Origin of the sequence: Bradyrhizobium sp. dw_411 (assembly GCF_018449695.1) — a bacterium.
Classification (GTDB): domain Bacteria; phylum Pseudomonadota; class Alphaproteobacteria; order Rhizobiales; family Xanthobacteraceae; genus Bradyrhizobium.
Window position 1 is genome coordinate 271845 of the sequence record NZ_JAAVUY010000002.1, and the last position, 26318, is coordinate 298162.

20 protein-coding genes are annotated in these 26318 nt (G+C 61.7%); 14 read left to right on the forward strand and 6 right to left on the reverse strand.

The window, feature by feature from the left end:
- The first annotated feature begins 1 nt into the window (after position 1).
- Both HB676_RS03890 and HB676_RS03895 read left to right on the forward strand, forming a co-directional pair.
- On the forward strand, positions 2-1765 hold the full coding sequence (locus tag HB676_RS03890; protein WP_213736351.1) for a GMC family oxidoreductase: 1764 nt from the start codon (positions 2-4) through the stop codon (positions 1763-1765).
- A 10-nt stretch (positions 1766-1775) separates the two neighbouring features.
- Complete coding sequence (locus tag HB676_RS03895) at positions 1776-3005, forward strand: cytochrome c (RefSeq protein WP_249780047.1); 1230 nt, start codon at positions 1776-1778, stop codon at positions 3003-3005.
- A 139-nt stretch (positions 3006-3144) separates the two neighbouring features.
- Here HB676_RS03895 and HB676_RS03900 read toward each other — a convergent pair whose 3' ends face one another.
- Positions 3145-4614, reverse strand: a complete 1470-nt coding sequence (locus HB676_RS03900; RefSeq protein ID WP_213736353.1) for an amidohydrolase family protein — start codon at positions 4612-4614, stop codon at positions 3145-3147.
- Positions 4611-5645 (reverse strand): ABC transporter substrate-binding protein, encoded by a 1035-nt coding sequence (locus HB676_RS03905; protein ID WP_213736354.1) that lies wholly within the window; start codon positions 5643-5645, stop codon positions 4611-4613. Before HB676_RS03905 ends, HB676_RS03900 begins: the two co-directional genes overlap by 4 nt.
- Before the next feature lie 451 nt (positions 5646-6096).
- On the opposite strand from HB676_RS03905, the gene HB676_RS03910 reads away from it, so the two are divergent.
- From HB676_RS03910 to HB676_RS03925, 4 genes are all read left to right on the forward strand, one after another.
- Complete coding sequence (locus tag HB676_RS03910) at positions 6097-7167, forward strand: Gfo/Idh/MocA family oxidoreductase (RefSeq protein ID WP_213736355.1); 1071 nt, start codon at positions 6097-6099, stop codon at positions 7165-7167.
- A 147-nt stretch (positions 7168-7314) separates the two neighbouring features.
- Positions 7315-8640 (forward strand): MFS transporter, encoded by a 1326-nt coding sequence (locus HB676_RS03915; RefSeq protein WP_213736356.1) that lies wholly within the window; start codon positions 7315-7317, stop codon positions 8638-8640.
- Positions 8641-8757: 117 nt separating this feature from the next.
- Positions 8758-9681 carry an MBL fold metallo-hydrolase gene (locus HB676_RS03920; protein ID WP_213736357.1) on the forward strand — a complete coding sequence of 308 codons (924 nt, stop codon included), beginning with the start codon at positions 8758-8760 and terminating at the stop codon, positions 9679-9681.
- Positions 9682-9865: 184 nt separating this feature from the next.
- Positions 9866-10993, forward strand: coding sequence for an ABC transporter substrate-binding protein (locus tag HB676_RS03925; protein ID WP_213736358.1), 1128 nt, complete (start codon positions 9866-9868; stop codon positions 10991-10993).
- A 363-nt stretch (positions 10994-11356) separates the two neighbouring features.
- Here the strand turns inward: HB676_RS03925 and HB676_RS03930 are convergent, their stop codons facing one another.
- A complete protein-coding gene (locus HB676_RS03930; RefSeq protein WP_213736359.1) occupies positions 11357-12070 on the reverse strand; it encodes a GntR family transcriptional regulator in 714 nt (237 codons plus the stop codon).
- A gap of 217 nt (positions 12071-12287) precedes the next feature.
- Here HB676_RS03930 and HB676_RS03935 point away from each other — a divergent pair, with 217 nt between their 5' ends.
- From HB676_RS03935 to HB676_RS03970, 8 genes are all read left to right on the forward strand, one after another.
- Positions 12288-13532 carry an alpha/beta hydrolase family protein gene (locus HB676_RS03935; RefSeq protein WP_213736360.1) on the forward strand — a complete coding sequence of 415 codons (1245 nt, stop codon included), beginning with the start codon at positions 12288-12290 and terminating at the stop codon, positions 13530-13532.
- Positions 13529-14425: a polysaccharide deacetylase family protein gene (locus HB676_RS03940; RefSeq protein WP_249780048.1), complete on the forward strand. Its 897-nt coding sequence runs from the start codon at positions 13529-13531 to the stop codon at positions 14423-14425. The genes HB676_RS03935 and HB676_RS03940 overlap by 4 nt, the downstream gene beginning before the upstream one ends.
- 7 nt (positions 14426-14432) lie before the next feature.
- Positions 14433-15284: a branched-chain amino acid ABC transporter permease gene (locus HB676_RS03945; protein WP_213736361.1), complete on the forward strand. Its 852-nt coding sequence runs from the start codon at positions 14433-14435 to the stop codon at positions 15282-15284.
- Complete coding sequence (locus HB676_RS03950) at positions 15284-16258, forward strand: branched-chain amino acid ABC transporter permease (protein WP_213736362.1); 975 nt, start codon at positions 15284-15286, stop codon at positions 16256-16258. The genes HB676_RS03945 and HB676_RS03950 overlap by 1 nt, the downstream gene beginning before the upstream one ends.
- A gap of 52 nt (positions 16259-16310) precedes the next feature.
- Positions 16311-17570: an ABC transporter substrate-binding protein gene (locus HB676_RS03955; protein WP_213736363.1), complete on the forward strand. Its 1260-nt coding sequence runs from the start codon at positions 16311-16313 to the stop codon at positions 17568-17570.
- Between the two features lie 53 nt (positions 17571-17623).
- Positions 17624-18379 carry an ABC transporter ATP-binding protein gene (locus HB676_RS03960; RefSeq protein WP_213736364.1) on the forward strand — a complete coding sequence of 252 codons (756 nt, stop codon included), beginning with the start codon at positions 17624-17626 and terminating at the stop codon, positions 18377-18379.
- Positions 18372-19076 (forward strand): ABC transporter ATP-binding protein, encoded by a 705-nt coding sequence (locus HB676_RS03965; protein WP_213736365.1) that lies wholly within the window; start codon positions 18372-18374, stop codon positions 19074-19076. Before HB676_RS03960 ends, HB676_RS03965 begins: the two co-directional genes overlap by 8 nt.
- A 276-nt stretch (positions 19077-19352) precedes the next feature.
- Positions 19353-20375 (forward strand): trypsin-like peptidase domain-containing protein, encoded by a 1023-nt coding sequence (locus HB676_RS03970; RefSeq protein ID WP_213736366.1) that lies wholly within the window; start codon positions 19353-19355, stop codon positions 20373-20375.
- A gap of 510 nt (positions 20376-20885) precedes the next feature.
- Here the strand turns inward: HB676_RS03970 and pncB are convergent.
- The 3 genes from pncB to HB676_RS03985 all read right to left on the reverse strand — a co-directional run bounded on the left by pncB (position 20886) and on the right by HB676_RS03985 (position 26312).
- Positions 20886-22190 (reverse strand): nicotinate phosphoribosyltransferase, encoded by a 1305-nt coding sequence (pncB, locus tag HB676_RS03975; RefSeq protein WP_213736367.1) that lies wholly within the window; start codon positions 22188-22190, stop codon positions 20886-20888.
- A gap of 67 nt (positions 22191-22257) precedes the next feature.
- Positions 22258-25830 carry a molybdopterin cofactor-binding domain-containing protein gene (locus tag HB676_RS03980; protein WP_213736368.1) on the reverse strand — a complete coding sequence of 1191 codons (3573 nt, stop codon included), beginning with the start codon at positions 25828-25830 and terminating at the stop codon, positions 22258-22260.
- The gene (locus HB676_RS03985) at positions 25830-26312 is read right to left on the reverse strand and encodes a (2Fe-2S)-binding protein (RefSeq protein ID WP_213736369.1); all 483 of its coding nucleotides are present in this window, start codon (positions 26310-26312) and stop codon (positions 25830-25832) included. The genes HB676_RS03980 and HB676_RS03985 overlap by 1 nt, the downstream gene beginning before the upstream one ends.
- Positions 26313-26318 lie beyond the last annotated feature (6 nt).

Genomic DNA, 26318 nt, shown 5'->3' on the forward strand with positions numbered 1-26318 from the left:
AATGGCCCGCAAACTGCCTGCCAAGGACGTCGTGATTATCGGGCTCGGCTGGACCGGATCGATCCTTGCCTATGAACTCGCCAAATCAGGGCTGAACGTGGTTGCGATCGAGCGCGGTCCGTGGCGCGACACCGCAACGGATTTCCCGCCCGCCTATGCGCAGGATGAATTGCGCTACGCGGTTCGGCTGGATCTGTTTTTGCGTCCCGACCAGCAAACCATGACGTTTCGCAACAATGCGAGCCAGACGGCGATGCCGATCCGCAGTTTCTCGGGCTTCCTTCCGGGCAACGGCGTCGGCGGCGCCGGGGTGCATTGGAACGGACAGACCTGGCGCTTCCTGCCGACGGATTTCAATATCCGCAGCCATCTTGAAGAACGCTACGGCAAGGACGCCTTGCCGGCTGATATGACAATCCAGGACTGGCCCGTCAGTTATGACGAACTCGAACCCTATTACGACCGCTTTGAAAAGCTCTGCGGCACTTCCGGCAAGGCCGGTAATCTTCGCGGGCAGAAGCAACCCGGCGGCAATCCGTTCGAAGGCTGGCGCTCTTCGGAATATCCGACGCCGCCGCTGAAGCAGGGATTGGGCGCGACGCTGTTCGCCGAAGCGGCGCGCAAGACCGGTCATTCGCCGTTCCCGCAGCCGGCTTCCAATCTCAGCGAAGCCTATGTCAATCCGCTCGGCGTGAAACTCGGGCAGTGCACCTATTGCGGTTTCTGCGAGCGGTTCGGTTGCGGCAATTATGCGAAATCGAGCCCGCAGACCTGCGTGCTGCCGGCGCTGATGCGATTTCCCAATTTCAGCGCACGGACTGAATCCGAGGTCACCAAAATCAATCTGGACTCGACCGGGAGACGCGCGACCGGCGTGACCTATGTCGATACCTCAGGCGAAGAGTGGGAACAGCCCGCCGATATCGTGCTGATGTGCGCGTTTTCGTTCTTCAATGTGCAACTGATGTTGCTGTCGGGCATCGGCAAACCCTACGACCCGCAAACCGGGCAGGGCGTCGTCGGGCGCAACTACGCCTATCAGACCACCTCCAGTGTCAGTCTGATTCTCAAGGACAAGATCCTCAATCCGTTCATCGCGACCGGCTCGCACGGCATGATCATCGACGACTATAACGGCGACAATTTCGATCACACCGGGCTCGGTTTCTTCGGCGGTGGCTATATGGGGTTCGGGCAGACCGGTGCGCGCCCGATCCAGACCCGGCCGGTGCCGAAGGGTACGCCGAAATGGGGCGCGGAGTGGAAGAAAGCGACAGCCGAGACCTATCAACGCGGTCTGAGTCTTGCGACCCACGCCAGTTCGTACAGCTACAAGGACTGCTATCTCGATCTCGATCCGACCTACAAGGACCGGTTCGGCCGCCCTTTATTGCGGATGACGTTCGATTTTCACGACAATGAACTGAAGATGTCGGCCTTCCTGACCGAGCGCCTCGCGGAGATTGCGAAAGCAATGGACCCCGTCGAGATGACGGCAAGCCCGCGCAAGGGCCCTTACGACAGCACCATCTATCAAACCACGCACAATACCGGCGGCACCGTGATGGGCGCCGATCCCTCAACCAGCGTGCTCAATCGCTATTGCCAGAGCTGGGACGTGCACAATATCTTTGTGCCCGGCGGCGCCTCGGTGTTCCCGCAAAATCACGGCTACAACCCGACCGACACGGTCGGTGCGCTCGCGTACTGGACCGCCGACGCTATTCGCAATCGCTATCTGAAAAACCCCGGTCCGTTGGTTTAGTGAGGGAATGATGCGCCGTTCTCTCACAGCCGCCGCCTTGTTCGTCAGCCTGACCAATGCTGCCTTTGCGCAGGATACCCAGAGTTTCGACCGCATCGAACGCGGACGTTATCTCGCAACACTCAGCGATTGCGCGGCCTGCCACACCACGCCTGGCGGCGCGCCGTATGCCGGCGGTCTCGCGCTGCAGACCCCGTTTGGCATATTGGTGGCGCCGAACATCACATCCGATCCCGACACCGGAATCGGCAACATGACCAACGACGAGTTTCTCGCGGTGCTGCATGAGGGCCGCGGTCACGATGGCAAGCGGCTTTATCCGGCGATGCCATATCCGGCCTATACCAAACTGAGCGACGACGATGTGCTGGCCATGCGTTCCTATTTTGCGACGGTCGCGCCGGTCAGCAACAGGGTCGTGTCCAACCAACTGCCTTTTCCGCTGAACATCCGCCTCGCGATGGTGTTCTGGAACGGGCTCAATTTCGCATCCGGGCGCTACCAACCCAATCCGAAGAAATCCGCGGAGTGGAATCGCGGCGCCTATATCGTCGAGGGTGCAGCGCATTGCGGCACCTGCCACACGCCGAAGACGCTTCTCGGCGGCGACAAGAATAATGTCGCGTTGACCGGCGCCACGCTTCAGGGCTGGTTCGCTCCCGACATTACCAACGATCCGCGCAAGGGCATTGGCGGATGGTCCAGGGACGATCTGGTCCAGTATCTCAAAAACGGGACCAACAAGTGGACGTTGGCCTCGGGCCCGATGGCCGAGGCGGTGTCCCATTCCACATCGCATATGACCGACGGCGATATCGTGGCCATTGCGACCTATCTGAAAGACAGTGGCGCAGCCGGTGCGGGTTCAAAGCCGGAGCCGGTCGCGGCCAGCAATGGCGCGATGCGCGCGGGTGCGGCGATCTACAAGGACAGTTGCGCCGCGTGCCACAAGGACACCGGCGAAGGCGAGGTCAATCTTTTCCCGCGATTGGCCGGCAGCGCGCTGGTGCAATCGGACGATCCGACCACGCTGGCGCGGGTGGTTCTGCATGGCACGCGCGCGGTTTCCACGCCGGGTGCGCCGACCGCGCCCGCGATGCCCGGGTTCGATTGGCGGCTAGGCGACGCGCAGGTGGCGGCGGTCCTGACCTATGTTCGCAACGCCTGGGGCAATGCCGCCGTGCCGGTCTCGGCTGACGCTGTCGCGAGCCAGCGCGAGGCCCTGCGCAAGTCGCCGTAGAGCGTTTTCGAGCCAACGGGTCGCGCGAACGCGCGCCCGATGACAGGCTCCGTGGATACCGGTTCGCGTGAAGAAAACGCGTCAAACAAAAGATAGAGCCCGGTTCTGATTCAATCAGAACCGATAAGGCTCTAAACTCTCAGCAGCAATGCGAGTCGCTTACATAATGATGGGCGATCGCGTCATCGAGTACGGACAGCGCCGAGATGAGGGCTGTGCTTTCCTTGATGCCCGATCGCATCCGCGACAGCACTTCCTGCCGGATCGCGGGGAAATCGACGCCCAGCACGCGTCCGTCCCGGACGATGGTCCGGCCCCCGACGATCACCTCGCGAATGTGCCGCGCGGTGGCGCGCGAGAACAAGAGATCGAGCGGATTGATATCGTCCCGAAGGTTTTCATTGTTGAGCGCCGCCCAGTCCAGCAACAGCATGTCGGCCGCGGCGCCGGCCTCGATCAGGCCGCTATCCCCAATATTCGTCACGGCAAAGCGGCCATTGCTGACGGCCGTTTGAATGGCCTGCTCGCGGCTGATGGTGCGGTCGAATCCCGTCCCGGCATGCAGATAATAAGCGAGCCTCAATTCACGTAGCGCGTCGTCGTCGTCGTCGAAGGCCTTGCCGTCGATTCCAAGCGCCGTCTTGCAGTTGTGCTCGATCATCGTCTTCCGGGGGGCAATGCCGGAGTAGAGGAAAAGATTGGAACTGGTATTGACCGAAATCGTCACGCCACGTTCGGCCAGCAATGCCAGTTCATCCGGTTTCGCCCACACGCAATGCGCCAGCGTCAATCGCGGCGACAATAGGCCGATTTCGTCGAGCATGCGCACGACGCCGCCGGGATAATTGGCATCGGCGAATTGCCGCTGATATTTCGTCTCCAGCAGATGCATATGGACGCGCCGGCCGGTGCGGTGCGACGCCTCCGCAACGGCTTGCAGCAATGCGTCGCTGCACCATTGCACGCCATTGGGGCCGTATTGAACATTGAAGCCCGGCCCGTCCGCGGCGGCGGCGACGTCATCGATCAGCTTGATGTAGTCGCCCGGCGACAGCACCTTGTAGATCAGGCGCCGCGCGGCTTCGGCGCGGGCATCCGGGGGCAGGCTGGCGAGCAGGGCTTCGGACCCGTGATAGACCAGCGGATTGCGGTCCTTCATCGACACCGCAAAGCCGACGCGAACGCCGACGTCGCGGGCCGCGCGCGCGATCTCGGCGGCTTCGGTCGGAAGATCGGTCAATCCCTGCGCACGCGTATAATGGACCATGATGGCGCCGGTGCCGCCGAGCGCGCCATTGGCGAAATTCACAGCCGCGGCGAGATAGGGATCCACCGACGGAAACAGCGCGAAATACGGCAGCCAAGATTCAAGCGGCTTGGCATCGCCGCCGATTGCGCTGGTAGAGACGGCGCGTCCGTGATCGTGGGCATTGACCAGCGTAGGCATTGCCAGAAACCGGTCGGCGGCCGGCGTTGTCGTCGGCTCGATCGACGCGAAGCTATCACCCGATATCGTGATCGCCTGGGCGCCCGTCAGCGTCCGCGCGGTGCCGACGACATGGCTGCAGGCGATGGTGCGCGAAGCGTCGTTCTTCATATCGTTCTTCATGGACTTATTCCTGGTGGAACGCGGTCGGCCTTCGCAGGCAGAAACGCGTGGTCGAAAATATCGCCGGGATTGGGCACCCGCGGCAGCTCGAACGATGTCGCGATGATCGAAATCGCGGATTTCAGCCGCTCGTCACTCACATCACCCAGGCCAAGGTCGCGCGCCTCCGGCGTGTCGATCAGGGTCTTGTAAACATATAGCAGGCGGCGCTGTTCGATGTCGCTCTTGATTAGCGGCTCTTCGGTGGCCAGAAGGTCGATCGCCGCGCCGGGATGCTCGACCGTTTCCTTCAAGGCCCGGTTGATCGCGCGCAGCAGGCCTTTGACCGCCTCGGGATGCTCTTTGGCGAGTTTCGGCGAGACCATGATGCCGTTGGAATAGAGATCGAGACCCAAATCAGAGTAGTACATCCAGCGGAAATCCTTGTCGGGGTCGAGCTTGAGCGAGACCAGGTTCATATAGCTCGTCGCGGTGAAAATCGCGACGGAATCGACCTGTCCCTGCAGCAGCATCTGCTCCTGGATGCTCGGCGATACCTGCGTGATGTTGATCTTGCTGTAGTCGACGCCATTTTGTTTGGCCAATAGCGGCAGCAGTTTGAACGAGGCGCCGCCGGCGGGCGAACCGAGCTTTGAACCCTCCAGATCCTTCACACTCTTGATCGCGCTTCCCGCCTTGGTCAGCAGGGCGAACGGGGCCTTGCTGTAAATCATGTAGACCATGACAGGCGCTTCGCCCGGTTTCATGGCGGCGTTCTGGATGATGGCGTTGATGTCGCCGAAGCCGGCATCATAGGCGCCGGACATGATTCGCGTTACGGTGGTGGCCGATCCTTCGCCCTGGTCGATCCGGACATCGAGATTTTCCGCGGCGAAATATCCCTTCGCCTTGGCCCAATAGTACCAGGCGTGAATCCCCTGAAGCTTCCAGTCCAGCGTGAACTTGATCTTGACCGGCTCGGCCGCGTGGCCGCCGGTCGGCGGCAGGAGAAGACAGCTCGCTATCGCGAGGGCAGACAGAAGCCGGCGCATTGACCCAATCTCCGTTGGTTCAGCTATTCGTGGCGGAATGAGCGCCGTCTACGAAGGGCAGACTTTTTAAGAGCAAGACCTTCGACGAGCGCCGGTCTTAGTCTGAGGTTTGGGGATGGGCCTTTCAACAGCTAAAAATCTGGCGCGGCGGTGCCAAAACAGCACCGCCTCAGACGGAATTTTTCGGTCGGCCGGCAAGTCGGCTGGCAAGTCTGTCGCGAGTGGTCGATGCGGTGATCCCGGTCTCCAACCTAGGTCCGGCAGTGGCGAGCCAACATGAACCCAAACCGGACTTCGCCAGCGCTTAAAGTCCACGCTTGACATCGGGCGGGCTGCAGACTGTGCTAGCGCTGATCTGCGCTCCTCAACGGACCGCGCCGGCCGATCGATTTGCGCCAGCAAGCCGATTCTCAAAAACAAAAACGAAACGAAAAAGAGTGGTGGAGACAAAATGGACCAGATCGAGGTAGCGGTCATCGGCACGGGTTGGTGCGGGGGAATTCGGGCCCATGCCTGTGCGGCCAATCCGCTGGTGAGTGCCGTGCACATCGCCGAAAATCGCCCGGAACGATTGAAGGAAGTTGCCGATTCGATCGGCGCCAAATCGGCCACGTCGGATTATCGGACCTTGCTGGACAACAAGGACATTTCGGCGGTTTTCGTCTGCGCGACGCCGGAGACGACGCATTTCCCGATGGCGCGGGATTTCCTGCGCGCCGGAAAGCACGTCTTTCTCGAAAAGCCGATCGCACTCGAACTCGATGAGGCGGATGAGCTGATTTCGATCGCCCGCACCAACGGGCTGAAATTCACCATCGGCTATTCGCAGCGCTACAATCCAAAATTCGCCTACGTCAAACAGTGCATCACCGACGGCACCATCGGCAAGCCGGTCAGTGCGCTGGTCAGCCGGCATATTTCACGCAGCCTCGGCAAGAAAATCAGCGGCCGCGTCAAGCTCTCGCCCGCCGCGATGGAATCGACGCACGATCTCGATTTCGTGCTGTGGTGTCTTGAGCCGGCCAAGCCAATTCGGGTCTATTCGCAGGTCAATTACGGCGCGATGCGCGAGTCCACCGGCAACGATATCCCGGATCTGCAATGGATCACCGTGACCATGGACAGCGGGCTTACTTTCGTTGTCGGGGGCGGCTGGAGCCTGCCGCCGGGCTATCCCAATTTCTCCTCGACCTGGATCGAACTGATCGGGACCGAAGGCGCGCTGATGGTCGACGACACCCACCGCGACGTGATGCTGAATACGATGAAGGGCGGCGCGGTGTTTCCGATGTCGACGATGCCGGGCGAACCGGTCGGGCACGTCTATGCGGGCCCGATGGCGACCGAAACCGTGCATTTCGTTGAGGCGGTGGCGCTGGACCGGCCGGTGCTGGTGACGCCCGATCAGGCGCGTCGTGTCATGGAGCTCTATATCGCCGCCGACCTGTCGGCCGAACTCAACGAGCCGGTCACGCTCCCGCTTGAGAACAAACGGCCGGCGAAAGTGGCCGCGGGGCGATAGGGTTTCGTTGATTGGATTATTCAGGAATGCGCGCCGGAAATAATCCAGTGCGATTTCCATGTGTGCGATGGGGACGGTCGCCCTGATCAGGGCGACCGAAAAAACGACGGGCCAAAACCGTCGGACAAAAAAATAAATGGAGGTTTCATGCCTGCGGATATTACGGCGCAGAGTGGCGTAGCGACAGCGTTCGCCGGCGCGAGGCGTACCCACATCAGGTGGTACGTGCTGTTGCTCATCAGCCTGATGTACATGATCACCTATATGGACCGCAGCAATATTTCGATTGCAGCGCCGGCGATCGCCAAGGAATTCGGTTTCAGCAAGACCGAAATCGCGCTGTTCTTCAGCGCATTCGCCTGGGCCTATGCCGCGGGGCAGGTGCCCGGCGGCTGGCTCGCGGATTTCTTCGGGCCGAAGCGGGTTCTCATGGTGATCGTCCCGTTCTGGTCGCTGATGACGGCCGCAACGGCCTGGGCGTCGAGCACGACGTCGTTTTTCGTGGTTCGCTTCGTATTTGGTCTCGGAGAAGCCGGTGCCTTTCCGACCGCAAGCCGCGCCATGCAGCTATGGTTTCCGAAATCCGAGCGCGGTTTCGTCCAGGGCATGACGCATTGTTTCAGCCGGCTCGCGATCGCCATCACGCCGCTGGTCGCGGTTGTGATCATGAACGCGTGGGGCTGGCGCTGGATATTTTACATTTTTGCACTGCTGGGCATCGCCTGGTCTCTGGTGTTCTTTTATTTCTATCGCAACCGTCCGGAGGACGAAGAACGCGTCAACAGAGCAGAGCTCGCGCATATTCGCGGCACATTTCCGAACGGCGAAATCATTCCGGCCACGACAAAAATCGAATCCGCGGTGCCGTGGCGGACGATTTTCACCTCACCGAACATGTGGTTTATCGCAGCGGCCTATGGCTGCTTTTTTTATGGGGCTTATTTCTACGTCAGCTGGTTTCCGACCTATCTGCTTGAGTTTCGTCATCTCTCGCTGAACTCGGTCGGCTATCTCGCATCCCTGCCGCTGATCTCGGCGATGCTCGGCGATCTCGTCGGTGGTATTTTGACCGATCACATCTTGCGCAAGACCGGTAATCTGAAATTGGCACGGCGCGCGGTGGCGGCGCCAGGTTTGGCGCTGGCCGCGCTGTTGCTGATCCCGGCCGGCACCACTGACAGTGCGATGACCGCGGTGCTTTGCCTGACCGCTTCGAACTTCTTTCTGGAATTGGTGCTCGGGCCGGCTTGGGCGGTGCCGATGGATGTCGGCGGGACATCCAGCGGAACGGTGACCGCCGTCATGAACATGGTGGGCGCGATCGGGGCTTCGATTTCGCCGCTGGTGTTCGGCTTTCTGGTCGAGCGAGGCTCCTGGGTTGCGCCGTTCTACGTCACCGCCGGTGTTCTGACCACGGGAGCGCTGATCTGGATTTTGCTGATCGATCCCGAGAAATCGGTGGTCGATCGCTGACATTGCCGGGTTGGGCTGGTGCGGCTCGTGTCCGTCGCCTAGTATCCAGGGACAGGTGGCCGAATAATCGAAATGGGATTGTTCACGAGATCACCGTAGTAAAAAGGGGGGATTGAGATGCAAAGATCAGCCGTCATTGCGTTTTGTTTCGGATTGCTGGCAGCACCTGCTACCGGCCTTGCGCAGCAGCAACAGCCCGAAAACATCGTTCTGAACGAGAACGACACCAAGCAATTGTCGCCCCATGTGTGGGCATTGTTCGGCAATCCCAATATCGGGATCGTGGTTGGCAGCAAGGGCACCCTCGTCATCGATACCGGTCTCGGCAAGCGTAACGGCGCGACGGTCGCGGCGGCCGCCGCAAAACTGCGCAAGGGCGGCAATCTCTATCTCGCCACTACGCACTTTCATCCCGAGCATGTCACCGGCCAGGCCGGCTTTCCGGCCGGCACAGTGGTGATCCGGCCGACCGTCCAGCAAAAGGAACTGGAAGAATCCGGTATAGCCTTGATCGATTTTTTCCGGTCGCGCTCCGACGTCAACAAGGAATTGCTGGTCGATGCCGGCATCGACAAGGCCGACATCCTGTTTGACAAGGAAATGACGCTGGACCTCGGCGATGTCACGGTGCGGATGATGTTTTTCGGGCCGACGCATACCAATGGCGACATCATCTTCATGGTCGAGCCGGACCACGTGATGGTCTCCGGCGATATCGTGCAGAACAAGTTCGTCATTCTGCCGATTGGAACGCAGACCAACATCCGGGCCTGGATCGGCGTGCTCGACAAGGTCGCCGAGTTGAAGCCGACGCTGATCCTGCCCGACCACAGCCAGCCCGGTGACAGTTCGATGTTCGCCGAGCAGAAGGCCTTCATGGTCGATCTGCTGGACCAGGCGCAGGCGGCGAAGAAACAAGGCAAGAGCGTCGAAGACACCGTGACTGTTCTCACCGAGGAATTCAAAAAGAAATACGCCGGCTGGCAGCGTCCCGGCAATCTCACGCGGGCGATCACACAGGCTTACAAGGAAGCGCAGTGAGACGCGGTTCTTAAGTCCGTAATGCCCGGCACAAGGCCGGGCATTACGGAAGAGATCTCAGCGGATATCGCGGCGGGATATCATGCCGCCTTCACGCTGCACAGGCTCGTGAATAGACAACGCCGATCGCAAAGCGTTCTATCCCTGAAATTATAACGAAGTTTTTCATTCCCTGGGGAGCGATATGAAACGCACTTTTGTTCTGGCTGCGGGCTTGCTCTGCAGCACTTTTGCGCAGGCCGCCGAACCCGTCAAAATCGGCATCACCACCATTCTCAGCGGGCCGATGGCCGACCGCGGACAGTCCGAGCAATATGGCGCGCAGATCGCTCTGGACAGCATCAACCAATCGGGCGGAGTGCTGGGCCGGCCGGTCGTCGCATACTATGCCGACAATGCCTGCAAGCCTGATGTCGGCGTGCCCGCGACCAAGCGGCTGCTCGAACTGGAGCACGTGCCTGTTATCATCGGTGCGCTCTGTACGCCTGTCACCCATGCCATCATGCCGATGATGAAAGAAGCAAAAGTGCCGCTGGTGATCGCGACCTCGGCCGGACAGGATTTCGTCGATGCCTCCGGCGTTGGCGGCAATGATTATGCCTTCAAGACCATTCCGTCGGAAGTGGATATTCAGGGCGGTCTGGTGCAGTGGCTGAAATCGCAGAACATCAAGTCGATCGCGATCGTCGCCGATGATGGCGAGTTTCAGCACGCCAATGCCATTGCGCTCGTCAAGGCCGCCAAGGATGCCGGGATGACCGTCACCGCCGATGAGGTCATTCCAAAGGACACCAAGGATTTCTCCGGTATCTTCACCAAGCTGAAAGCCGGCGCGCCCGGCGAAGTCGTTGCGATTCTGGCAGGCTCCACGCCCGGATTTTTCCAGGGCTATGAAGCCTCGGGCTGGAAAGTGCCGGTCACTGGCCGGTTCGATCTCGCAGGCGCTGCGGCTGCGGTTTCGCAAGCGTTTCGCGATGCGGGCGGATTGTCCGGCATCACCGGCATCGCCGTGTTCACGCCCGCGCTGGACAAGCCCGACGTGCAGGCCTTTGTTGCGGTCTACAAGTCACGTTACGGGCTGGTGCCGACGCAACGTTCGTTCTTCGTTTTTGAAGCGACGTATCTCGTGGTCGATGCGATCCGCCGGGCCGGATCGGACCAGCCCGACGCAATCAAGCAAGCGCTGAAGACCACGACGATGCCGTCGCGGCTCGGCGGCAGCTATTCGCCTGACGACCACAATCACGCACATACGCCGCTGCAGATCCTGGGCTACAAGGACGGCAAGCCGGCCGTGATTGCGACGGAGTAGCTGGTTGGTCTTACCTCTCCCGCTTGCGGGGGAGGTCGCGCGAAGCGCGGCGGGTGGGGGAAATCTATCATCCTCGCCTGCGTTTGCTGATGCGCCCCCACCCCAACCCTCCCCGCAAGAGCGCAGGGCTATCGCATATGACTTTCCGCTGCGGTAATCGCCTGGGGCCTCATGGTTCGAGACGCCTCGAAGACGAGGCTTCTCACCATGAGGGTTCAAGATTTAGCCGCACAGAAAGTCCTCATCCTGAGGGGACGCCGCAGGCGGCCGTCTCGAAGGATGGCCGCACAAAGACTGCAGGCCCAATCTCTTTCTTCATATGCGATAGCCCTACGCAAGAGCGGGAGAGGGAGCTCACCTCCATTACCTGCGCTCGCTGAGATAGCCGACCAGCGATGTCTTGATGCTCGCGACATGCTCGCGCATCAGCATTTCGGCGCGCCATGGCTCGCGCGCGACGATCGCCTCATAGATGCGGTGATGATCGTCGTGGCGGCGGCGGACATCGTGATATTCGAACACCACGATGTTGCGGCTCGACGATACCGGGACGTGATGGCAGATCCGGATCATCTCGGAGAGCATGCGGTTGCGGGCGGCTGCAAGCAGGGCGTCGTGAAAGTCGCCATTGATATCGCGATAGATGGTGAGATCGCCGGCTTCGAACGATCCGCGTTCAAGCAATTTGTCGCCGGCGGCAAGGCTGCGCTCGATGATTTCCCGTTCCTGCGCGCCAAGCCCGCGCTCGGCGGCAAAGCGGACGGCGACGCCTTCCAGCGAGGCGCGGATGTCGTAGGCATCGACGATGGCGGGAAGCGGAAATTCGCGCACCGTGAAGCCGCGGTTGGGCGCGTAATCCAGCAGGCCTTCACCGGCCAGCGCCTGCAAGGCCGCGCGTACGGGGGTGCGCGACACCGAGAGCGTCTTGCTGAGCTGGACCTCGTTGAGCCGCTCTCCGGCACTGATCGAGCCCTCCAGGACGGCCTCTCTGACCCTGTCCATCACAGAAAGCGCGCGGTTGCCGGCGCGAGGTCCGCTGGTAGATTCGGGAGAAGTCCGGTCGAGCTGGTCCGTCATGGGGAGGGGCCTATCTCTGCCTTAAGTGAATACACTTTATCAGTTCGATGAACCGATGCCAGTGAGATTGCCGCCTTAAATTTGGATTTTGAGCTGCATCAATAACGATCTTAGTGCCAGAATTATATGCGGCAGCGAAAAGTGTATGTAATTTATATTGACTCACCGGCGGGTTCGTCGAACCATGAATGACCTGATCTAGGGGTGGCGTAGGGTTATGGCGGAAGCAAAAAACGACATCAGCGAAAGCGCGATTGAACTGATTACCGCCGACCGCGGGCCACATTACGAGCCATTCGGCTGGCACCATTGGCCGGAGCATCCCTGGCTTTCCTATCAATTCCGCCGTGGCCTCGGCGAAACCCAGGAGGGGGGCGGCAGCGTCAGCGAGGTGATGCAGGCAGGGTCGCGGATGATTCCGGGCGATCTCGAAAGCTGGCACGCCGAGTGGATGCGGATCGGCGACCGCAACTGGAAGCGCGGACTGACTGAAGAGGCCGCGGGTCATATCCGGACCGCGATGAACTGCTTCCTGCGCGCGGCGGACTATTACCGCCAGGCCGAGTTTCACCTTGAGCCCGACGATGCGCGACGGCTACCGACCTTCGAGAAGATGGAAGCCTGCTCGCACAAATTCATCGGCCATCTCAATCCGCCGGGCGAGGTGGTCGAGATTCCCTATGAGCCGGGCAAGCCGATGTGCGGCTATTTCATCCGCGCGCCGTTTCCCGGCGACAAATTGCCGGTGCTGATCTGCATGGGCGGTCTCGATTCGATCAAGGACGAGATGTGGTTCATGCAGGCGCATGGCTGCCTGCAGCGCGGCATCTCGGTCCTGATGATCGATGGGCCGGGGCAGGGCGGGACGCTGCGGCGGCATAAGGTCGTCACCCGCGCCGACAGCGAAGTGCCGATCGGCAAATGCATCGACTGGCTGGAGAAGCGTTCAGATGTCGATCCCAAACGTATCGCGGTGTGCGGTTCCAGCCTTGGCGGTTACTATGCAGCCCGCGCTGGCTGCTACGAGCCGCGGCTGGCGGCGGCGATCTCGCATGGCGCGATCTGGTCGGTGCACGACATGTGGAGCACCAAGGGCGACGATTTCGGTCTGGCCATGCATATCCGCTGGGTATTCGGCGCCAGGTCGATGTCCGAGGCCCATGAACTGATGAAGCCGTTTACACTGAGGGGTCATCTGGAGCACATGCGATGCCCGTATCTGGTGATGCATGGAGGCCATGACGTTCTCACCGTGACGGCAGCACGCAGCACCTATGACTATGCCAAGGCGCATGGCGTCAATGCGACGTTGCGCGTGCTTGACCCCGAAGAGACCGGCGCCGAACATTGCCAGCACGATAATCCCACGATTGGTCAGGAAGTGCTGGCCGACTGGCTCGCCGATCGCTTCGGCATCGATCAGCGCGCGCTGATGAAAACATGCTGGAGTCCGCTGCTATGACCGGCCCCATGATCCCGCGCGAGCGCAGCGACTTCTCCGCCATCGTCGATCGCCCGGCGCTGAAACTGCCCGGCGGGGCCCGTGTCGTGGTCTGGACCATCGTCAATCTGGAAGTCTGGGATATCTCAAAGCCGATGGCGCGGCAGGTGATCCCGCCGCCGACCGGGGTTCCGCTATTGCCCGACGTGCCGAACTGGAGCTGGCACGAATACGGCATGCGGGTCGGAGTATGGCGTTTCTTCGATCTCTACAAGAAGCTCGGCATCGCGCCGACGCTCTCGATCAATGCCCGCGTCTGCGAGGATTATCCCCGCGTCGCGCAACAGGCCAAGGACGCCGGCTGGGAATTCCTGGGGCACGCCTATGAGCAGGGGCCGATTCACAAGGACCCCGACCAGAAGGCGATGATTCATCGCTCCATGGACGTGATCGAAAATTTCACCGGCAAGCGGCCGGTCGGCTGGCTCGGGCCCGGCCTGACCCAAACCCTCGATACGCCGGAATTTCTCGCCGAAGCCGGTGTCAAATATATTGGCGATTGGGTCTATGATGACGAGCCGACCGTGATCCGCACCGCCAAAGGCCCGCTGGTGACGCTGCCCTACACCATCGAACTCAACGACATCCCGATGATGATGGTGCAGCATCACGAGAGCGATCATATGCTCAAGCGCAGCATCGACTGTTTCGACCGGCTCTATGCCGAGAGCGCGCAGCGGCCGAAGATCCTGTCGCTGGCGATCCATCCCTACATTTCCGGCCAGCCGTTCCGGATCAAATATCTCGAAGCGATCTACGATTATGTGAACAAGTTCGAAGGCGTCGTGCACTGGAACGGCGAGCAGATTCTCGATTGGTATCAAGGCCAGATCGCGGGCAAGCCGCCGGCATGAAGCAGCGATGAATACGTTTCAGCTTTTCAACGGACTGACCTTCGCCGCGCTGTTGTTCGTGGTCGCGAGCGGCTTTACGCTGATTTTCGGATTGCTGCGCATCGTCAACCTGGCGCATGGCGCGCTCTATCTGTTCGGCGGCTATATCGGTTATACGGTCGCGACCAGGACCGGCAGCTTTGTGCTCGGCGGCATCGGCGCGATGCTCGCGATCGCAGCGATTGGCTTCGTGCTCGATCAGGGCCTGCTGCGCTTTGTCCGCGGCAATGAGCTGCGCCAGGTTCTGCTGTCGCTAGGTTTTGCCTTCGTGCTCAACGATCTGGCGCTGGTGATCTGGGGCGGCGACAGTTTCACCGTGCCGATCCCGCAAGTGCTGCGCGGCGGCATGCGGGTGTTCGGCGTGTTCTATCCGACCTACCGGCTGTTTGTGCTGGTCACCGGCATCGTCGTGTTCGCGGGATTGTGGGGACTGTTGAACCACACAAGGCTGGGCGCGCTGATCCGCGCCGGCGTTGATGACGCCGAGATGGTGGAAGCCTCCGGCGTCAACATTCGCCGCGTCTTCCTCGTCACCTTCCTCTTGGGCTCCGCGCTGGCCGGTCTCGGCGGCTTGATGGGCGGCGCGTTCCTGTCGTTGTATCCGTCGGCGGACGCGGAAATTCTGGTGTTCAGCCTCGCGGTGGTTATCATTGGCGGCCGCGGCAGTCTTGTTGGCGTCGGCGTCGGCAGTCTTTTAGTGGGCCTTCTCAACACGCTGGGGCAGGTGATGTTTCCGGAACTCGCTTATTTCGTCATCTTCGGCCCGATGGCGGTGTTGCTGGCGTTCCGGCCGCTCGGCCTGTTTGGGAAGGCCGCCTGATGACGACGATCGCGACGCAGCCGGCATTGCAGTCGCGCACCTTCGCCGGCATGACCGGGCGCGCGGTCGCGGTCGCGGCGATCGTAATCGCCGTCGCGGCGGCGCTGCCGCTGGTGCTGAGCAATTATCAGGTCGGGCTTGCCACCGAGATCCTGATCTTCGGCGTGCTGGCGATGTCGATCGATATTCTCGCCGGCTTCGCCGGGCGCACCTCGCTCGGGCACGGCGCGATCTTCGGCGTCTCGACCTATGTCGTGGTCTATGCCACCGCGCAGGCCGGGCTATCGCCCGCAACATCTTTCGCGCTCGGCATCGCCGCCGCGACCCTGGTCGCGGTGGTCTTTGGGTTGCTCGCAGTGCGGACGTCAGGCGTCTACTTTCTGTTGCTGACCTTGGCGCTGGGCATGATCGTGTGGGGCATCTGCCTGCGCTGGACCCAGGTCACCGGCGGCGAGAACGGCATGCGCGGTGACGTGCGGCCGGAGTGGCTGGTCTCGCACCGGGCGTTCTATTGGGCGGTCCTCGCGGCGGCGTCGCTGGTGAGCTACGCGATGTGGCGCTTTGTCCGCTCGCCCTTCGGCCTGACGCTGCTGGGTATCCGCGACAGCGAAAGCCGCATGCGCAGCCTCGGCTATAATGTCTCGGTGCATCTGTTTGTCGGCTTCGCGGTGTCCGGCTTCTTCGCCGGGGTAGCCGGCGCGCTCTATGCGATGTTCAACAATTTCGTCAGCCCGTCCACCGTGGCGCTGGCGCAATCGGTCGAGGGCGTGCTGATGATGATCGCGGGCGGCGTCGGTACGCTGTTCGGCGGCTTCGTCGGCGCCGCGGCCATCATCGCGCTTGAGAACGTCGTCAGCTCCTATACCGAGCGCTGGCAGATGGTGCTCGGCATTACCTTTATCCTGATCATGATTTTCACCCCCGAGGGCATCATCGGGACGCTGCGCGCCATGCTCAAGCGCAAGGAACGTTAAGAGGCGCGTTAAAAGCAGCGTTAATCCAATGCTTCCACGAAAGGACGTCGCTATGCATCGCAGGCAATTTCTCAAAACCTCCACCGCCGCCATCGCCGCAGCCGGCGTCGGCACGTCGCCCTGGCGCAGCGCGTTGGCGCAATCAGGTCCGATCAAGATCGGCCTGCTGGCGCCGCTCACCGGCGTCGTCGCCTCAGGCGGCAAGGAAATGGTCGAGGGCGTGCAATTCTATCTCGACCAGGTGAAGAGCGAGATCGCGGGCCGCAAGGTCGAACTGGTGATCGAGGACGATGCTTCGAACCCCGATACCGCCCTGCAGAAGGCGCGCCGTCTGGTCGAGCAGGGCAATTGCCACATGCTGATCGGCAATTTGCTCGCCAATACCGGGCTTGCGGTCGCCAATTACGTCAAGGGCACCGGCACGCCCTATTTCATCCCGATCATCGCGGCCGACGATCTCACCCAGCGCCAGCGCATCAAGAACGTGATCCGCGTCGCCGGGTATTCGGCCAGCGCGTTTACCCATCCGCTTGGCGACTGGGCCTTGAAGCAGGGCTACAAGAAGATCGCCACCGTCAGCCAGGATTACACTTTCGGCCACGAACAATGCGGCGGTCTGGCGCAAGTATTCACCGAAGGCGGCGGCGAAATTGTGCAGCAGTTCTGGCACCCGCTCAACACCGCCGACTTCAGCCCCTATCTCGGCCAGTTGGCCGACCTGAAAGTCGATGCGATCTTCGCGATGGAAACCGGCGCCGACGCCACGCGGCTGATTCAGCAATATTCAAGCTTCGGCCTCAAGGCCAAGACGCCTTTGCTGGCGGCGATGAACGGCACCGATCAATCCGTGATCCGCACGCTCGGCGAGGAATGCGAGGGCATCATCGCGCCCGCGCATTTTGCCGAAGGCTCGGACAATCCGGTCACGCAGAAATTCGTCAAGGAGTATGAAGCGAAATACGGCAAGATTCCCTCGCTCTATGGCTTCTCGATGTATTCCGGCGTGATGTGGGTGGCCGAGGCGCTGGAGAAAATGGGTGGCAAAGCCGAAGACCGCGAAGCGCTGATCGATACCGTGCTGAAGACCGAACTGACCGGCTCGCCGCTCGGCAAGACCGTCAAGCTCGACAGCTACGGCAACCCGATCTATGACGTCCAGATTCGCAAGGTCGTCAAACGGCCCGACGGCAAATACTGGAATGTGCCGGTGACGTCCTACCCGAACGTCTCGCAATTCTGGACCTACGATCCCGAAACCTACATGAAGCAACCGCCTTATTCGCGCAGCTTCCAGGGCATCAAAAAAGCTTGAGCCCATACCTAAGGGGCGCGGCCTGCGCCGCGTCCCGTTGACCGGAAATGATTGTGTCCGAACCTATCTTGACGCTTGCTGACGTGGTGGTTGCGTTCGACGCCTTGCGCGCGGTCGATGGCGTCAGCCTGACCGTGCCGCGCGGCCAGCGCCGTGCCATCATCGGTCCCAATGGCGCTGGCAAGACGACGCTGTTCAACGCTATCGCCGGCGCGCTGCCGCCGACCGGCGGCCGTATCGCGTTCGATGGCCACGACGTCACCAAGCTGCCGCCGCATCGCCGCGCCCAACTCGGCATCTCCCGCACCTTCCAGATCACCAATCTGTTTCCGCGGCTGAGCGTGCAGGACAATATGGTGCTGGCGTTGCGCGGCCGCTCCACGCGCAAGTTTTCACTGTTCGGCAAGCCCGATGTCGATGGCGCCGAAGCGCCGCAAATCGCCGCCGCGCTCGATGCGGTCCGGATCGCGGCCCGCGCCGACGTCATGGTGAAGGATCTGTCTTACGGCGAACAGCGCCAGCTCGAGATCGCGCTGTCGCTGGTGACGTCGCCGCGGCTATTGCTGCTCGACGAGCCGGCCGCCGGTCTTTCTCCGTCGGAGCGTTCGATGGTCGCGGAGATCATTCGCGCGCTCGATCGCGATATCACGGTGGTCCTGATCGAGCACGATATGGATCTCGCGCTTGGCCTCGTCGATCTCGTCACCTGCATGTTCGAGGGGCGCGTCCTGGTTGAAGAATCGCCGGACGAGATCCGCCGCAACAAACAAGTGCAGGAAGTCTATCTGGGGCGCCCGCGTCATGCTTGAGGTTCGCGATCTGAACAGCGGTTATGGCGAGGCGCATGTGGTGCGCGGCGTCTCGCTCGATGTTGGCGCCGGCGAGATCGTCGCTTTGTTGGGCCGAAACGGCATGGGCAAGACGACTTTCATCCGCTCCATCATGGGCCTGACGCCGCCGCAGATTAACTCAGGTTCGATCACCTGGCGCGGCGAGAGCCTGGTGGGGCTTCGGCCGCACGATATCGCCGCGCGAAAGATCGCGATCGTGCCGCAAGGTCGTCGGCTGTTTCCGTCGCTGACGGTGATCGAACATCTGACCATGCTGAAAAGTGCGCGGGCCAAAACCGGCTGGACGGTCGATCGTGTGTTCGGCATCTTTCCGCGGCTGGCCGAGCGCCGGCATCACCGGGGCGGGCAGTTGTCCGGCGGCGAACGCGGCATGCTCGCGGTCGGCCGTGCGCTGATGATCGACCCGCAACTGATCCTGATGGACGAACCTTCGGAAGGCCTGGCGCCGGTCATGGTGCAGCATCTGGAAGAGATCGTGCTCGGTCTCAAGCGCGAAGGCCTCTCGATCCTGCTGGTCGAGCAAAATCTCTACAGCGCGCTCGCGGTCGCCGACCGCGTCTATATCCTGGAAACCGGCAAGGTCGTGCATCAGGGCGATGCCGCTACCTTGTCGCAGCAGACGGATTTGCTGTTCCAGCGGCTCGGCGTGCAGTGACGATGTTTTTGAATCGGCCGGGCTCTCATGGTTCGAGACGCGCGAAAACGCGCTCCTCACCATGAGGAACAGAGATTTCGTCCTGGCTCCGACCTCATCCTGAGGAGCATCGCGAAGCGATGCGTCTCGAAGGATGGACGTAGAAACGCGCCAATAAACATTCAGGCAAAGTCCGAATCGATCGGTTTCCGGGCTTTGGCACGCCCCCGGGCTCCCTTTGGGGTCTCTTGCAGGGCTCCCCAGGGACCACCATTTAACGTCGGAAGGAATTTTGCCATGTTGGATTTTACCCGCGACATCCCTGACGACGAACACTCATCGCAAGCGACCCTGCGCGCCGCCGCCCGCGACCAGACCCTCCTCGATGCCTATTCGAACGCCGTAATCGACGTGACCGAACGCGTCGGTCCGGCGGTGGTCCGGGTCGAAACCGGCTCGAAAACCCCCGATACGCGCGAGCGCGGCGGCCTTGGCTCCGGGATCGTGATCTCCCCGGATGGCCTGGTATTGACCAATAACCACGTGGTCGGGTCGTCCAAGCAAATCCGGCTGCGCGACAATGAAGGCATCGTCACCGATGCGCGCGTGCTGGGCGTCGATCCCGACACCGATCTGGCGCTGCTGCGCGCCGACGGCGTGCGCGATCTGCGCTACGCCTCGCTCGGCGATTCCAAGACCTTGCGCCGCGGCCAGCTCGTGGTCGCGATCGGCAATCCCCTGGGGTTTGAGTCGACCGTGACGGCCGGCGTGGTGTCGGCGCTCGGCCGTTCGATCCGCTCGGTGAGCGGCCGGACCATCGAAGACGTGATCCAGACCGATGCGGCGCTCAATCCCGGCAATTCCGGCGGCCCCTTGGTGTCGTCTGCGGCCGAGGTGATCGGTATCAACACCGCGATCATCAATGGCGCGCAAGGCATCTGCTTTGCAGTCGCCAGCAACACCGCGCAATTCGTGTTGTCCGAGATCATCCGCCACGGCTATGTCCGGCGCGCCTATATCGGCGTGTCCGGCCAAACTGCGCCGATTCCGCGACGCCACGCTGTCATAGCCGGCGTCGAAAACAAGATGGGAGCCTTGCTGGCCCAGATCGAGCCGGACAGCCCGGCGGCGCGCGCCGGATTGTTGCCCGGCGATGTTGTGATCAAGCTCGACGGCGTCGAGATCAACGGCGTCGACGATCTGATCCGCGCACTCGACCGTGACCGCATCGACCGCACGCTGGAAATGGACGTGCTGCGCATGGGCCGCTTGCGGACGATCGACATTCATCCGATCGAGCGCAAGCCGGCGGCGAGGTAGGCTGCAAGGTTTTGATCGGTCTGTCGGCGGGTCTCTTACCTCTCCCGCTTGCGGGGGAGGTCGACGCGCTCGTCAGAGCGCGGCGGGTGGGGGAAGTCTATCATCCCCCACGAACGGCGAGTTTTGCCGAAGCGCCCCCACCCCGGCCCTCCCCCGCAAGCGGGAGAGGGAGCGCAACTCCGTAGCTGCTGCCACGCCTGGCCTCCTGTGGCAGGTCTTATTTGGATGGTGCTGGTGAATCCAGAACATGCGGAAAGTATTCGGCGTCCCAAGCGTCCGTTCGAAAGAGGATTTTCCCGGACGTTAGAAGCTTGTCGTCTGACCTATAGGGACGATCTGATGTCTTTATTTCACTGAAGGATCCAAGATGAACATGGTCGTTCTTTTCGGAAAGTCCTTGCAGTTGTTTGACCAAAATGTCCCGGCCTTCAGGGTTTAGCCATATTTCTAATTCGCCCTGAGCGTTTAAATTCACGGTGATCCGAGCGGACATGTCTTTCCTCTAATCCCTCACACATGCACCGCCGCACGCACACGTCCCGCATTACCGAACACCCGCAGATAACGTTCAACCTCGGCCGCGCTGCCTGTTGCTTTTTCCGGATTGTCGGAAAGCTTCACCGCTGGCCGGCCATCGACCGACGTCACTTTGCAGACGATCGAGATCGGATCGAGGTTGAGCGAGCCGTTGGGCGCGCATCCCACGAAATCGTTGGTCAGGTTGGTGCCCCAACCGAAGCTGATCCTGACGCGGCCTTCGAAATGCCGGTAGGTTTCTTCGATCGATCCGACATCCATGCCGTCGGAAAACACCAGCAATTTTTCCCGGGGATCGCGGCCTTTTTGTTTCCACCATGTGATGATCTCCTCGCCAGCGGCGATCGGCGGCGCGCTGTCGGGCCGAAAGCCGGTCCAGTCGGCGACCCATTCGGGCGCGTCGCGCAGGAACGGCTTGGTGCCGAAGGCGTCGGGGAGGGCCACCAAAAGATTGCCGCCATAGGTATGGCGCCACTGGTCGAGAATGCGATAGGGCGCCCAGCGCAATTCGGTATCGTCGTTCGCCAGCGCTGCAGCTACCATCGGCAATTCATGGGCGTTGGTGCCGATTGCTTCGAGATCATTGTCCATCGCCAGCAAAACATTCGACGTGCCGGTGAAACACGAGCCGAGGCCTTCCTTGACGGCCTCGACGCACCAGCGCTGCCACAGAAAGCCGTGGCGCCGCCGCGTGCCGAAATCCGACAGCCGCAACCCCTCGAGCTTCTGCAGGCGTTCGACCTTGCTCCATAGCTTGGCCTTGGCGCGGGCATAGAGCACGTCGAGCGCGAACCGGCCCTGGCCCTTCATCACCTGGCGCGAGCGCAATTCGTTGAGAATGGCGAGTGCGGGAATTTCCCACATGGTCGTGTGTGTCCACGGACCATGGAAATGCAGTTCATATTGGCCGTCCACCTTGTGCAGCTCATATTCGGGCAGGCGGAAGGTGGCGAGCCAGTTGATGAAGTCGGGCGAGAACATCTGGGTCTTGCCATAGAACGTATTGCCGGCCAGCCAGATCAGCTCTTTCTTGCTGAAACGAATCTCGCGGGCGTGATCGAGCTGGGCGCGCAACTCGCCCTCGTCGATGATGTCGGCCAACCGCACATGCCGGCTGCGATTGATCACCGAAAAGGTGGTGCGCTGCTCCGGATAGAATTCCCGGATCATCTGCAGCATCAGCAGTTTGTAGAAATCCGTATCCAGCAGGCTGCGCACGATCGGATCGAGCCGCCAGCCGTGATTGTAGGTTCGCGATGCAATGTCTGTGACTGCCATGATCAGACTTTACCCCGACGGGAGGCCTGCAACCAGTGGGTTTCAACCGGACATGGCAGGTCAGCGGCTATCTGTGCGCTAACTCTGATCCTTGCCGAATCCGGCTGACTGCTTCCGGGACACCGGTCCAGGCCGGGTTTTTGGGTGCGAATTGTTGCCGCAGGTAGGATACGAGCTCGGCGATCTGGCCGTCGGTCATGCTGTCCTTGAAGCCCGGCATATAGCCGAGATCGCTCGACACGGGATCGGCGATGCCGTGCAGGATGACCTGGATCAGATTATCCGGCACTACGGCGTGCACATTGCTGTTCAGCGCCAGCGACGGCCGGCTGCCGAACAAAGGCGGGCCGCCGACCTGATGGCACACCGCGCAGGCGCCTTCGTAGATCCGGGCGCCGACCGCCGAGGCGGAAACCGCCCTCGTCGCGGTCAGGCTTTCAAGTTTGGCAGCAAGGACTTCCTGTTCAGGTTGCGAGATCGCGTTTTCATTGAAGGAGCCGAGATAGACCGCCATGGCGCGAATATCTTCGTCAGGCAGCGCGGCGAGTTCTTTCACGACGGGCGCCATCGGACCGGCAGCGACGCCGTGAAAACGAGACTCGCCCGACCGCAAATAGGCGAACAACTCATCCTCGCTCCAGGGGATCGGCGCCTGCGACAGCGACGTCAGCGGCGGGGCTTCCCACCCCTCCGCGAAACCACCGGCCAGATAGGCTCTGGCTTGCTCCGCGCCGAGCGCGTTGCGCGGCGAATGGCAGGCGCTGCAATGGCCGAGGCTCTCGACCAGATAGGCGCCGCGATTCCAGACTGCGGTTTTTGTCGCGTCGGGTTCGAATGCGCCCTCCCGATGGAACAGCGCGTTCCATCCGGCCATCAGCGGACGCCAGTTGAACGGAAAGGCAAGTTTCGTTTTGGGATTATCGACGCGCACGGGTGCCTGCGCCATCAGGAAAGCATAGAGCGCCTGCAGGTCGGCATCGGTGGTTTTGGTGAAATGCGTATAAGGAAAGGCCGGATAAAGCTGTCTTCCGTCGCGATGGATACCCTCGCGCATCGCGCGCTCGAAAGCGGGATAGGACCATGCGCCGATGCCGGTTTCGACATCGGGCGTGATGTTGGTGCTGTAGATAATGCCGAACGGTGTCTCGAGGGCGAGGCCCCCGGCGTTGATGATCCCTTTGAGGCTGGAGTGGCAGACCGCACAGTCGCCGAGTGCGGCGAGTTGCTGGCCGCGCGCGATGGTCGCCGCTGAAAAGACCGAAGCATCCGGCCGCGCGATCGGCGCAATCGCGCGCCACGGCAATACGGCGGCGGCGACGCTGATCGCCGCGGCAATCAATGCCGCCGCACCCGCCAACACGCCGCGGCGTTTTGCGAAGGGATTTGACGGCGAGGGGCGTGGAATTGCATCCGGCGCTTTTGATGCGCCCGGCAGGACTGCCTGTGTCGCGCCCTGCTGCTCCCGTAATCCCGCCAGAATCCGTTCGGGCGTGAACGGCAATTCCCGAAACCGCACACCGGTGGCGTCATAGATCGCATTGGCGATCGCGGCGGCGCTGGGGACGGAAGCGGATTCGCCGACGCCGAGCGGCGGCTGATCCGGCCGTGGCAGCATCAGCACGTCGATATCGGGAATGTCCGGGAAGGTGATGATCGGGTAGGCGCCCCATTCGCGGCTGGTCACGGCATTGCGGTCGAACGAGACTTCTTCCATCAGCGCGCGGCTGGTCGACTGGATGATATTGCCGTGGATCTGATGACGCACGCCATCCGGGTTGATCATCAGGCCGGAATCCTGGCCGGCGATCACGCGGGTCACGCTGACATCGCCGGTCGCCTTGTTGACGGCTACGTCGGTGATCCAGGCCGACCATGCCGCGCCATAGCCCGGAAATTTGCTGTGAACATACAGCGCGTAGGCAAAGCCGCGCCCGCGCACGATATCGCCCTCAGGCACAGGTTCCTGCCGGACCGGGCGCGGCGTCCAGTTGCCGCGCTCGGCAACCGCATTGACGAGATCGACCGCGCGGGGATCGCGCAGATAGCGCAGGCGATATTCGATCGGATCGACGCCGGCTTCGGCCGCGAGCTCGTCGATAAAGGATTCGTGGGCGAACGTGTTGGGGAGCGCCGAGACGCCGCGCAGCCAGGAGGCGCGCACGATCGGCGGCATGTCATGCGCGACCACGCGCATTGCGTCGTAATCGTAAGGCGGGATCGCAGTGCGGTCGCCCATTTCAGATATAATTGGAATCGATGAAACCGCGCCGGTCAGCAGCAGCGCCAAGGTCGGAGCGCCGTTCGAGGGATAGCGCGTCGCGAAATCATAACCGGCGACGCTGCCGTCGGCGTTTAATCCGCCCTTGACGTCCATCAATTGCCCGGTGCCTTTCGGCTCCCAGGCGTGTTCCTGCTCCCTGGTCAATTGCACGCGGACGGGACGGCCGACCGCGCGCGACAGCAGCACCGCATCGGCCGAAACATCATCGGCGCAATTGCGGCCATAGCAGCCGGCGGCTTCCATCCGGATTACGTCGATTTCGGATTCCGGCCGTTGCAGCAGCAGTGCCAAATCGGCGCGGAGCACATGCGGGTTCTGCGTGCCGGACCACACCCTGATGTGACCATCGCTGTAGTCGGCAACGGAACAGGACGGCCCAATCGAGCCGTGCATCTGATAAGGCCAGACATAAGTCCGCTGCATCGGCTTCGCAGCGGCGGCGAGGGCGGCATCGACATCGCCCTTGTCGATCAAAGTCCGGGGCGTCGAGGGATTGGCGCGCAGCGCGGTCTCGATGTCGTTCAAATCGGGCAGCGTCGGCGTCGGCTTCCAGGTGATCTTGAGTTGGGCTGCCGCCTTGACCGCGCTCTCTTCACGTTCGGCGATGATGCCGACGAAATCGCCGATCCGCACCACGGCGACCACACCCGGAATATCGCGGACTGAAGATTCGTCGACCGCAATCAGGCTGGTGCCGACAAACGGGCCGGCATCCACACCCGCATAAGGCGGCCGCACGACGCGGCCATGCAACATGCCGGGCACGCGCATGTCGTGCACATAGACCAGTTCGCCGGTTGCCTTGGCCGGCAAATCAACCCGCGGCATCGACTGGCCGACGATGCTGTAGGATTCGACGGACTTGACCTTGACGTCATCGGCCAGCTCGAGGCGGATAATCTCGTCGCCGATCAATTCGCCGAAGCTGACGCTGCGGTTATGGCCGCGGATCAGGCCGTCGTCGATCGCGAGATCTTGGATCGGGAGTTCAAGCCGTTCCGCGGCGCGTGCCAAGAGGAATTGTCGCGCCTGTGCGGCGGCCTTGCGCAGCGGACCCGCCGAGATCTGGATGCTTTCGCTGGCGATGGTCGGGCCCTGATTGGGAACCCGCGAGGTATCGCCGAGCACCACAACGACGCGGGCAAAGGACACATCGAGTTCTTCGGCGACGATCTGCCCAAGCGCGGTGCGAATGCCGGTGCCGAGATCGACATGGCCGTTGAAGGCCGTCACCGAACCATCGGCGGTGATGGTGATAAACGTTTCGAAGATGGCTTTCGCGCCCACCGTGGCCGGGCGCACGATCGACAACGATCCCGGCTGCGATATCAGGTCTTCTGGCAAGCTTGTTGCGCCCATCAATCGCGCGCCTCGGCGGCATGGCCCGCCGCCCGCATCACCGCGCGCACGATTTCAATATGCGCGCCGCACCGGCACAGATTGTAACGCAGCGCTTCAAGCGCTTCGTTCTCGGTCGGTTGCGGGTTGCGCATCAGCAGCGCCTTCGTCGTCATGATCATGCCGTTGAGGCAGTAGCCGCATTGCGCGGCCTGCTCTTTGATAAAGGCATCCTGCACCGGATCGGGATCGCTGCGTGAGCCCAGACCTTCAAGCGTTACGACGTCGCGGTCGACGCAGCCGCTGATCGGGATCACGCAGGCGCGGGCGGCGAGGCCGTCGATCAATACCGCGCAGGCGCCGCATTCGCCAAGCCCGCAGCCGTATTTCGGTCCGTTCAGGGCAAGGTCGTTGCGCAACACGTACAGGAGTGCGGTATCGGGAGCAGCATCGACATCATGGATCCGGCCGTTGACGGTCAGGCGGATCGTGGCTGGTGTCATGCTCAC

Excerpts from the sequence above, each read along its gene's own strand:
- HB676_RS03890 (WP_213736351.1), top strand. The coding sequence starts at position 2 with ATGGCCCGCAAACTGCCTGCCAAGGACGTCGTGATTATCGGGCTCGGC.
- HB676_RS03895 (WP_249780047.1), top strand. The coding sequence starts at position 1,776 with ATGCGCCGTTCTCTCACAGCCGCCGCCTTGTTCGTCAGCCTGACCAAT.
- HB676_RS03900 (WP_213736353.1), bottom strand. The coding sequence starts at position 4,614 with ATGAAGAACGATATGAAGAACGACGCTTCGCGCACCATCGCCTGCAGC.
- HB676_RS03905 (WP_213736354.1), bottom strand. The coding sequence starts at position 5,645 with ATGCGCCGGCTTCTGTCTGCCCTCGCGATAGCGAGCTGTCTTCTCCTG.
- HB676_RS03910 (WP_213736355.1), top strand. The coding sequence starts at position 6,097 with ATGGACCAGATCGAGGTAGCGGTCATCGGCACGGGTTGGTGCGGGGGA.
- HB676_RS03915 (WP_213736356.1), top strand. The coding sequence starts at position 7,315 with ATGCCTGCGGATATTACGGCGCAGAGTGGCGTAGCGACAGCGTTCGCC.
- HB676_RS03920 (WP_213736357.1), top strand. The coding sequence starts at position 8,758 with ATGCAAAGATCAGCCGTCATTGCGTTTTGTTTCGGATTGCTGGCAGCA.
- HB676_RS03925 (WP_213736358.1), top strand. The coding sequence starts at position 9,866 with ATGAAACGCACTTTTGTTCTGGCTGCGGGCTTGCTCTGCAGCACTTTT.
- HB676_RS03930 (WP_213736359.1), bottom strand. The coding sequence starts at position 12,070 with ATGACGGACCAGCTCGACCGGACTTCTCCCGAATCTACCAGCGGACCT.
- HB676_RS03935 (WP_213736360.1), top strand. The coding sequence starts at position 12,288 with ATGGCGGAAGCAAAAAACGACATCAGCGAAAGCGCGATTGAACTGATT.
- HB676_RS03940 (WP_249780048.1), top strand. The coding sequence starts at position 13,529 with ATGACCGGCCCCATGATCCCGCGCGAGCGCAGCGACTTCTCCGCCATC.
- HB676_RS03945 (WP_213736361.1), top strand. The coding sequence starts at position 14,433 with ATGAATACGTTTCAGCTTTTCAACGGACTGACCTTCGCCGCGCTGTTG.
- HB676_RS03950 (WP_213736362.1), top strand. The coding sequence starts at position 15,284 with ATGACGACGATCGCGACGCAGCCGGCATTGCAGTCGCGCACCTTCGCC.
- HB676_RS03955 (WP_213736363.1), top strand. The coding sequence starts at position 16,311 with ATGCATCGCAGGCAATTTCTCAAAACCTCCACCGCCGCCATCGCCGCA.
- HB676_RS03965 (WP_213736365.1), top strand. The coding sequence starts at position 18,372 with ATGCTTGAGGTTCGCGATCTGAACAGCGGTTATGGCGAGGCGCATGTG.
- HB676_RS03970 (WP_213736366.1), top strand. The coding sequence starts at position 19,353 with ATGTTGGATTTTACCCGCGACATCCCTGACGACGAACACTCATCGCAA.
- pncB (WP_213736367.1), bottom strand. The coding sequence starts at position 22,190 with ATGGCAGTCACAGACATTGCATCGCGAACCTACAATCACGGCTGGCGG.
- HB676_RS03980 (WP_213736368.1), bottom strand. The coding sequence starts at position 25,830 with ATGGGCGCAACAAGCTTGCCAGAAGACCTGATATCGCAGCCGGGATCG.
- HB676_RS03985 (WP_213736369.1), bottom strand. The coding sequence starts at position 26,312 with ATGACACCAGCCACGATCCGCCTGACCGTCAACGGCCGGATCCATGAT.